The 8,917-nt window shown below is 61.0% G+C and carries 8 protein-coding genes; 2 read left to right on the forward strand and 6 right to left on the reverse strand.

The window, feature by feature from the left end; translation table 11 throughout:
- From J3361_RS28930 to J3361_RS28955, 6 genes are all read right to left on the reverse strand, one after another.
- A partial coding sequence (locus tag J3361_RS28930) for a DUF6531 domain-containing protein (RefSeq protein ID WP_243459075.1) occupies positions 1-1,765 on the reverse strand: 1,765 nt, incomplete at its 3' end.
- 184 nt (positions 1,766-1,949) lie between these two features.
- Positions 1,950-2,351, reverse strand: a complete 402-nt coding sequence (locus J3361_RS28935; RefSeq protein WP_207967410.1) for a sel1 repeat family protein — start codon at positions 2,349-2,351, stop codon at positions 1,950-1,952.
- The gene (locus tag J3361_RS28940) at positions 2,352-2,723 is read right to left on the reverse strand and encodes a hypothetical protein (protein WP_003179080.1); all 372 of its coding nucleotides are present in this window, start codon (positions 2,721-2,723) and stop codon (positions 2,352-2,354) included.
- Positions 2,720-3,061 (reverse strand): helix-turn-helix transcriptional regulator, encoded by a 342-nt coding sequence (locus J3361_RS28945; RefSeq protein ID WP_207967411.1) that lies wholly within the window; start codon positions 3,059-3,061, stop codon positions 2,720-2,722. The genes J3361_RS28940 and J3361_RS28945 overlap by 4 nt, the downstream gene beginning before the upstream one ends.
- Positions 3,062-3,163: 102 nt before the next feature.
- Entirely contained in the window at positions 3,164-3,619 is a 456-nt protein-coding gene (locus J3361_RS28950; protein ID WP_207967412.1) for a YkvA family protein, read from the reverse strand.
- Positions 3,620-3,912: 293 nt separating this feature from the next.
- Positions 3,913-4,626, reverse strand: coding sequence for an FKBP-type peptidyl-prolyl cis-trans isomerase (locus J3361_RS28955; protein WP_030142016.1), 714 nt, complete (start codon positions 4,624-4,626; stop codon positions 3,913-3,915).
- Positions 4,627-4,895: 269 nt separating this feature from the next.
- Between J3361_RS28955 and J3361_RS28960 the strand changes: the two genes are divergently transcribed.
- On the forward strand, positions 4,896-6,701 hold the full coding sequence (locus J3361_RS28960) for a di-heme-cytochrome C peroxidase (RefSeq protein ID WP_207967413.1): 1,806 nt from the start codon (positions 4,896-4,898) through the stop codon (positions 6,699-6,701).
- A gap of 31 nt (positions 6,702-6,732) precedes the next feature.
- On the forward strand, positions 6,733-7,869 hold the full coding sequence (locus J3361_RS28965; RefSeq protein WP_207967414.1) for a catalase family protein: 1,137 nt from the start codon (positions 6,733-6,735) through the stop codon (positions 7,867-7,869).
- Positions 7,870-8,917: the final 1,048 nt, after the last annotated feature.

Below are 8,917 nucleotides of genomic sequence, written 5' to 3' on the forward strand. Positions count from 1 at the left end.
ACGTCTGTTCGGTCCGCCAGGCGTCGTCGAGGGTGAGGGCCGGGTGGAAGCTCTGGTAGTCGACGGCGACCAGGTGGCGCTGTTCGTAGCGCAGGCGCAGGGAACGCCCGGCGCCGTTGTCCAAACGGCAGATGTCGCCGTGGATGTTGCGCTGGAGGGTCAGGCGGTTGTCGTAGCGGTCGCTGAGGGCGACCAGGTGGCCGTCGCGAAAGTGCAGGAACGGGGCGTTTTCACCGGGCTGGGCGACGATCAGTACGTCCGCCTCGGCCCCCAGGTAGATCGCCGCCCGGGCCAGGCTGTTGTGGATCGCCGGGCGCTGGGTGGTGGGCAGCGGAAAGCGCGTGCGACGGTTTTCCTGGTCGACCCAGGTGACCTGCTCGCCGTCGAGTTCGAGGCGATGGGCCAGGGCATGGCTCCAGCCGCGCCCGAGGCCGACGTCCAGGTCGGCGGCGCTGGTGCGGTACAAACGGGTGAAGACGAACGGCAAGCGGCCGTCGAGGGTGCCATCGTCGAGGGTCAGCAGTTCTTCGCCGGTGACCATCGACACCGGGCAGCCGCTGGTCTGGGTCTGGGCGGCGGTGTCGGCGCTGTCGCCGTTGGGGTTTTTCGATTGGGTGGGGGCGTCGTCGTGATGTTCTTGTTTTTTCAGCGTGGTATTGCGCTGCGCATCCCAGCGCAGTTGCATCCGACCTTTTTTTATTCCCGCCGCGATGCCGCGTGCCGCCACGGTTTTGTAGCGGTCCACGTAGGTCATGAAGCCGTTGACCACCGCGAAGATCGCACGGATGAAACGCTGCAGGGCACCCAGCAGGTGCACGCCTACATTCCCCAGGCGCATCGACAGATAAGCGATACCGGCCCCCGCCCCGGTGAAGGTCAGGACGACACCGATCAACAGATCGATCAACAACTGCACCGTCACCCTCGACAAGGCTTCGGCCGTGTCACCAGCAACCTCACTGGGCGGCAACATGTCCAACCAGAGACTGGCAGTGCGCACCAACAGGCACAGCGCCGCTTCGTCACTGGCCAGCAGTTGCAGCTTGGCCATCACTTGCGGTGTGTCCTGAGCCAGTTTTTTCAACTGATCAGCGCTTTCGCCCAACCGATCAACAAACTGACCGGGATCCTTGAGGATGTCCGAGAGCAAGCTGATGCTGTCCCACACACTTTCAATCGCCGCCCAACTGCCAGCGAGCAACCCGTTCCCCACCGCAGCCGCAGAGGTCGCCAAGGATTGCTGCGCCCAGCGCGGCTTGAAGCCTTGCCACTCGCCCCGCAGCCAGTCCGTCAGATCGCCGGCCAAGCCATCGTAGGAAGAAAACAAGTTCTCTATTTGCTTGGCGGACACCTCGCCCTGAACGTGAACCCGATAGGACTTGCCTGCCTCCCCCTTGAAAGTCCCCAGGCCCTGGGCGTCCAGGGTGACCGGCACAACCTCGCCGCTCTCCACCGCCACCACATCCACCACGATGTCACCCAGGGGGATGTCGTACACCGACTCGAACTTGCTCTCGATCGTCATTACCCCACCCTGGGGGCACTGGACGACCGTGGAGAGAAAGTCATCGTCACCGGTGCTGACAGCGGTGGTGCTGTCGCCAAAGCGGATCAGCCGCTCCATGCCCATCAGCGAGGGCAAGTCAGCGGCATGGCTGGCCCGGTCCGCCGCCCGGCTGTACCAACGCCCGAGCTGCTCGCGGTAGACCGACAAGGTATCTTTGAAACTGTCGAGTTCCTGCTCGATACGGCTAACCTGCTCCATCAGGACAGGGCTCGCTCAAGGGCCGGCAGGAAAAAACGGTCGAACATGGGCAACGTCTCGCAGCACTCAGGGAGCGCGAGACTGTGCCGGGGATGACAGGGGAATTAAGTCAGGGGAACGGGACGAAGGATGTAGGGCGATTCGCTAAATTCGCCGGGCTACAACGAATGGCCTGTGGATAACACTAAGGTTCGTGAGTTTCGAGTGCCTTGAGTTTGATCTCGGCCAACGGATGCCCGGCTTTCGCCGCCAAGGTCCACCAGCGCGCCGCTTCGAGCGGGTCTGGCGCCTTGCTGGTTGTACCGGCCAGGCTGATCACGCCGACTTGGTAGGCGGCCTTGCCATCACCCGCCAGTGCCGCCAAGCGCAGCAGGCGAACCCCTTCTTCACGGGCGCCCAGCCCTTGGCCGCGAAAGGTGAGGATGTGCCCATAGAAACTTTGCGCGCCGACGTCGCCCAGGTTGGCCATGCGCGAGAACTGGCCCTCGAGCCACGCCCAGCCACGCGGCTGGCGGACGATCCAGGGCCAGTGAAACAACCGACGCGCCAGCCAATAACCGAGCCGCGCCTTGAGTCGCCAGAGCACTCAGGCCTCCGCCGATTCGGGGTACTCGTATTCAAACACCCGGACCACTTCCGAAGCGTGCCAGGAAGCGGCGGCCACCCCATCGGAAGGCCCGGAAAAGCGGCCCAGGCGTTCAACGCACTCGAAGAACCCCGTGCGCGGCAACCGGCTCGCGCCCTGGCTGATCACCAGGGAACTGCGCAGCGGCTGTTCTGCCCGGGCGTCCAGCGCCGCCAAGTGTTCAAGGGCCGCGGTCAAGGTCTGCATGGCCGGGCTGGGCAGTTGCAAGCGCTCCAGCAAGGCGCGGTAAGTCAATAAATGGCGCTGGCGCCGCGCCTGGTCCAATTCACCCAACAACCCATCCCAATGCTGCCGACTGATGCGTACGCTCACGATTCTTCCCTCCAACCCGGCACCGTCAACTCCCAGGCCAGACTGCGCCGAATCGCGGCATCGGGCTGTCGCTCGCCGCTCTCGATCAAGGCCAGATAAGACGGGCTGATGCCTACCGTGCGGGCCAACGCTTCAATGGCGATGCCCTTCCCTTCGCGCAAACTGCGTAATTGATCCAAGCCAGGGAGAACCTGGCCGGGTGCCGCCGCGTGACGGACTGTCGCTTCACGCCGCGGTGCTTGATCGATGCCTGCTGCCTTCAACAACGCTTGGTACTGATCCCACGGCAAAACCGCGTACTCGGGCTCTCCGTCACGTGTGATTATTTGAATATCCATGTTTACCCCGTAGGACAACAACACTTAGCGAGTCAGCCTTTTTCCTTGGAAGTGTAATCCTAAATGCCGGCTAAGGTCGCGGGGTGATGCATTCTCAGGGAATCAGGGCTTTTTCTGACCTTGGAGTTGGAGTTGTTCCGGGGTGTCGGGAAGCCTTTCGACTTTGGCCAGCGTCTCGGGGGATTGGCGATAACGCCAGGCGCGGAATGCCTCGAGTTCAACGTCGAGGGTTTTCATGATCCATGCCAGCACCGCGATGTCGTCGAACATGCCAAACATCGGCAAGAGGTCTGGGATGGCGTCCAAGGGGCTGAGGAAATACATCAGTCCGGCCACCACCGACAGCATCGATTTGGCACTGACCGCGCGGTAGTCGCCACGCCAGTAGGCCAGGCACAAGGCCTGCAAGAGGCGCAGGTCCTCCTTGAGCTTACCCAGCCGCCCGCCCTCCCGGGCACCTTTGCTGGCGACGGCGAAGAGCAATGTCGGCAATCGACCGCGGGCCAGCAGGCGGCCTGCCAAAGGCAGAAATCGCGCAAAATTCCACGGGGCCTTCATTTTTTCTCCCACTGAAATGTTATCCACACAAATTGTGGATAACCTTGTGAACAGAGCTGCATTTCACCGCTGAAGCCCCCGTTTCATAAGGGCCCGGCTTAGATCGGGCGTTTTTTACTCACATAAAAAAACCCAATATTTCATTGACTTGACCGACCGACTGCGTCTAGCACAGCGCCTGTAATGCCTATGACTATAGCCTGCACCGTGCGTTCGGTTTTTTTGCCATTTGCCGCCGTCCAGATGCAACAACGCCCCGCATAAGCGAGGCGTTGTCGTTATAGCAGACGCGATTACTTGGCTGCGTCTTCTTTTGCCGGATCCTTGATCGCCAGCAGTTCCAGGTCGAACACCAGGACCGAGTTGGCCGGGATGGCCGGGCTCGGGCTCTGGGCGCCGTAGGCCAGGTCGCTCGGGATGTATAGCTTGTACTTCTCGCCGACGTGCATCAGTTGCAGGCCTTCGACCCAACCCGGGATCACGCCGCTGACCGGCAGGTCAATCGGGCTGCCACGCTCAACGGAGCTGTCAAACACGGTGCCGTTGGTCAGCTTGCCGGTGTAGTGAACGGTCACTACGTCGGTCGGCTTAGGCTGTGCGCCATCGGCTTTCTTGACCACTTCGTACTGCAGGCCGGAAGCGGTGGTGGTGACACCGGCTTTCTTGCCATTTTCTTCGAGGAATTTCTTGCCGGCGGCTGCCGACTCTTCGCTCATCTTGGCCATACGCTCTTCGGCACGCTTTTGCAGCGCGGCAAAGGCTTCGACCAGTTCTTCGTCTTTCAGCTTCTGTTCTTTCTTGCCGACGGCATCTTCGATGCCCTGGGCAACTGCTTTGGAGTCCAGGTCATCCATACCTTCCTGAGCCAGGCTTTTGCCCATGTTCAGGCCGATACCGTAGGAAGCTTTCTGCGCCGGGGTTTTCAGCTCTACGCTGGTCTGCGAGTCGCAACCCGCGAGTACCAGGCCAACCAGGGCTACCGCCGCCGCCAACCGATGCTGTTTCATGCTATTTCCTTGTTCATGCGCCTAAAGGGCAATCGAGTAAAGCCGCGAGCTTATCAGGCGGCCACGACCAATGGCTACCGGCATGTGAGCCGCAAAGTGATGATAAGTTCAGGTCCGCAAACGCTTTTTAATCCTGGACAAATGAAGCATCTGTCATCCGTTACGTACAGGGACACATTGCGGCTCCCCCACAGGCCGGGGCTACTGGCCACTTGCCCGCTGCGCAGCGCTGAGGCATAAGGGCATATCAAAAAAACAAGGACGTAACCGTGCGCCTCCTCTCTCGCATTCTCTTGCTGCTTCTCGCGCTGCTGATCGTCGCCGTGGCCGTCGTGCTTTATTACGTCGCCAATCCTCGACTGCCGTTCTATGAGCCCATCGAACAGGTGCATTACCTGGATCAATGGAGCGCCGCCGAGCGCCAGACCTATTACTTCACGCCCCAGGGCACCCAGGTCAAAGGCCTGCGCTACGACTGGTTCACGGCCCTCGAACTGCCGTTTTCGCAACAACGCTTCGCATCGCCGGAGTATTTGGCGCGCTTTGGCTTCCTGATCGATCCGGCGCAGAAAGCTACGCCCGAAAATCCCGGCAACCTGCCGGTGGGTTTCACCCGGCACCAGAACGCCGGCAACGCCGACCAATTCCTCGATATCACCTGCGCTGCGTGCCACACCGGCGAATTGCGCTTCAAGGGCCAGGCGATACGGATCGACGGCGGATCGGCGCAGCACGTGCTGCCATCCAGCGTTCCTACGCTACGCGGTGGCAGCTTCGGACAGGCATTAGTCTCCAGTCTGGCGTCTACGTACTACAACCCTTGGAAATTCGAACGCTTCGCCCGCCAAGTCCTGGGCAAGGACTACGACGCCCGCCACGAGGACCTGCGCAAGTCGTTCAAGGACTCCCTGGATACCTTTCTGCGGGTGGCCTGGAACGATACCCATCGCGGCCTCTACCCCACCGAAGAAGGCCCTGGCCGTACCGACGCCTTCGGCCGCATCGCCAATGCCAGCTTCGGCGACGCCATCTCGGCGGAAAACTACCGGGTCGCCAACGCGCCGGTGGACTACCCGCAATTGTGGGAAATGTGGACCTTCGACTGGGTGCAGTGGAACGGGTCGGCCCAGCAACCGATGGCCCGCAACGTCGGTGAAGCGCTGGGGGTTGGCGCTACGTTGAATTTCTTCGACGCCCAGGGCAAACCGTTGCAGGGTGATGCGCGATACCCCTCCAGCGTGCGCGTGCGCGACTTGAACAAGATCGAAGAGACCCTGCAACTGCTCAAGCCGCCCGTGTGGCCGGAAGCGTTGCTGGGCACGATCGATAAACCGCTGGCCGCCAAGGGCCGGGCGCTGTTCGTCGAAAACTGCGCCGGTTGCCATGTGCCCAAAGTGGTCCAGGGGCCCGACAGACCGGTACAGCAGTTGCACATGCTGCCGGTGAAAGTGATCGGCACCGACCCGGGCACCGCCAATAACATCGCCGACCACCGCTTCGACCTGACCAGCCTGCAGTGGGATCCGGCCGAACTGGCGAAGCTGGAAGTGCAACTGCACCCGACCCCGACGGAACCGCTGGACCTGAGCCAACTTTCGGTCGCCAAAGGCCTGGCCTACGTCACCGCCTTCGTCGAAAACCGCGCTTACCGCGACGCTGGCGTCACCCCCGCCGAGCGCCCAGCCCTGGACGGTTTCGGCCTGCCCATCGGCGTACGTGAATTGCGCGCCTACAAGGCCCGGCCGTTGGCAGGCGTCTGGGCCACGCCACCGTTCCTGCACAACGGCTCGGTGCCGACGATCTATCAACTGTTGTCCCCCCAGGCTGAGCGGGCGACCACCTTCTATAAAGGCAACTTCGAATACGATCCACGCCACTTGGGTTATCGCACCGAAGCCTTCACCAACGGCTTTAACTTCGATACCCGGATTACCGGCAATCACAACAGCGGCCATGAATTCCGTGCGGGCGAACGGGGCAACGGCGTCATTGGCCGCCTGCTGCAACCGCAGGAACGCTGGGCCTTGCTGGAGTATTTAAAAGTGCTGGGCGGGCCACTGGAGTCGCAACTGTAATGATGAACCCCACTGGTAAAAGGATGTTGGCATGTTGATCACGCTCTGGCTGCGCCTCGGCGCCTTTTTGGGCAAGACGCTCCTGTGGCTGCTGGGCATCGGGTTGCTCGGCTGGGCATTGTCCTCGGCCTGGTTCGCCTGGCAACACAAGGGTCCGGTCCCGGACAAGGAACAGATTGCACCCGGCGAAGCCGCCATGACCCAGGACATCATCCAGACTGCGATCCGCATCGTCGATCAGCACCGCGAAGGCACGCGTTACCTGCGTGATGCCCATGCCAAGGCGCACGGTTGCGTCATGGCCGAGGTCCAGGTGCAGAGCGACCTGCCGGCAACGTTGCGCCAAGGTGTATTCGCCGAGCCGGGGAAGGTCTGGCAGGCGACGATCCGCCTGTCCAACGGCAACGCTTATCCGCAATTCGATAGCCTGCGCGATGCACGGGGGATGGCGATCAAGCTGGTGAACGTACCGGGCAAGCAACTGCTCGCTGACCGGCAATCATTCGGCGAGCAGGATTTCGTGATGTTCAATCATCCGAACTTCTTTGTCAGTGATGTCGCCGAGTACCGTCAGAATGTGGCCGCCCAGGCTGACGGGAAGAAGGCGATGGCTTTTTTTCCGAGCCTGGACCCGCGCACTTGGCAAATTCGGCACCTGTTCATCGCTTTGGCGACCCTCTCGCCGGCCCCGGCCAGTCCGACCCAGACCACTTATTTCTCGGTTTCGCCTTATAAGTTTGGCGAGGCCAACGCCAAGTTTCGCGTCGCGCCGGATCCGGACAGCTGTCCGAGCTATACGCTGCCTGCGCAGAATCAGGATTTGCCGAATTTCTTGCGTAGCGCGCTGAACCAGCAGTTATCCACCGACCGGATGCCGGCGTGTTTTGTCTTGCAGGTCCAGCGGCAGGATCCGAGCAAGTACATGCCGATTGAAGACACCAGTATTGAATGGCAGGAAAGTGATGCGCCGTTCGAGACAGTGGCGCGTATTAAGGTGCCGGCTCAGGATTTTGATACGCCCAAGTTGAATCTGGCTTGTGATAATCAGTCGTTCAATCCTTGGTTTGGGATTGAGGCGCATCGGCCGATTGGTGGGATCAATCGGTTGCGTAAGGCGGTGTATGAGGCGGTCAGCGATTATCGTCATCGGCGGAATGCTGAGCTGTAGACGATGGGTTTTGGGTGTATATCCGTTTCTTCGGTAACGGCTACTTAGGGTTCCGCCCTGACGGCGGGTCACTTTTGAAAAGCGCAAAAGTAACCAAAACGCTACATGCCCCACCACTCGGCACCTCGCTAAGGCTCGGTGTGCCCTCACTCCGGCATTGCTCCGTGGGCCGCCGCGAAGGGCCATCCATGGCCCAGCGCGGCTAACCCGGCATCCATGCCGGGTTGCCCACTGCGCAATGCCTGCGTTCGGCCAGCGTGGTTAACGGGGCGCCCAGATCAAGATCAAGATCAAAAGCAAAACAAAGCACAAGCGGGGCATGTCCAGCATCTATGTGGCTGAGCCACCGCATTCGCGAGCAGGCTCGCTCCCACATTGGATCCTCAGCAGACACAAAATCCATGTGCACCGCAAAACCTGTGCGAGCGAGCCTGCTCGCGAAGAGGCCAGTACATCCAATATCTTCATTGACTGAGCCACCGCTTTCGCGAGCAAGCTCGCTCCCACATTGGATCTTCAGCAGACACAAAATCCATGTGCACCGCAAAAACTGTGGGAGCGAGCTTGCTCGCGATGAGGCCCGCACATCCAACATCACCGCAAACTGACCCACCGCCTTCGCGAGCAGGCTCGCTCCCACAGGAGAAACGCGATCACCCAGAACCAGGTCGGCTATCAGGCCGCCTCGCGGTGGACGTTGATCTCAGGCGCCCCATTAACCACGCTGGCCGAACGCAGGCATTGTGGAGTGGGCATCCCGGCATGGATGCCGGGATAGCCGCGCTGGGCCATGGATGGCCCTTCGCGGCGGGCCCACGGAGCAGTGCCGGAGTGAGGGCACACCGAGCCTAGGCGAGGTGCCAAGTGGTGGGGCAAAAGCGTTTTGGTTACTTTTGCGCTCTTCAAAAGTGACCCGCCGTCAGAGGGTGTTTACAAAACTAGGCAGTCATTCTGCGTAGCAGCATTCTGCCCTGAGCCAGCCATACCCACGCCTCAGCGACTCGTGGTAGCCGATCGTAATGAACCGCAAGGCGTCTCGCCCTGTCAT

This window comes from Pseudomonas sp. OA65 (genome assembly GCF_017498305.1).
Taxonomy (GTDB): Bacteria; Pseudomonadota; Gammaproteobacteria; order Pseudomonadales; family Pseudomonadaceae; genus Aquipseudomonas; species Aquipseudomonas zanjanensis.

Coding starts and splice junctions, on each gene's coding strand:
- J3361_RS28945 (WP_207967411.1), bottom strand. CDS start 3,061: ATGGATATTCAAATAATCACACGTGACGGAGAGCCCGAGTACGCGGTT.
- J3361_RS28950 (WP_207967412.1), bottom strand. CDS start 3,619: ATGAAGGCCCCGTGGAATTTTGCGCGATTTCTGCCTTTGGCAGGCCGC.
- J3361_RS28955 (WP_030142016.1), bottom strand. CDS start 4,626: ATGAAACAGCATCGGTTGGCGGCGGCGGTAGCCCTGGTTGGCCTGGTA.
- J3361_RS28965 (WP_207967414.1), top strand. CDS start 6,733: ATGTTGATCACGCTCTGGCTGCGCCTCGGCGCCTTTTTGGGCAAGACG.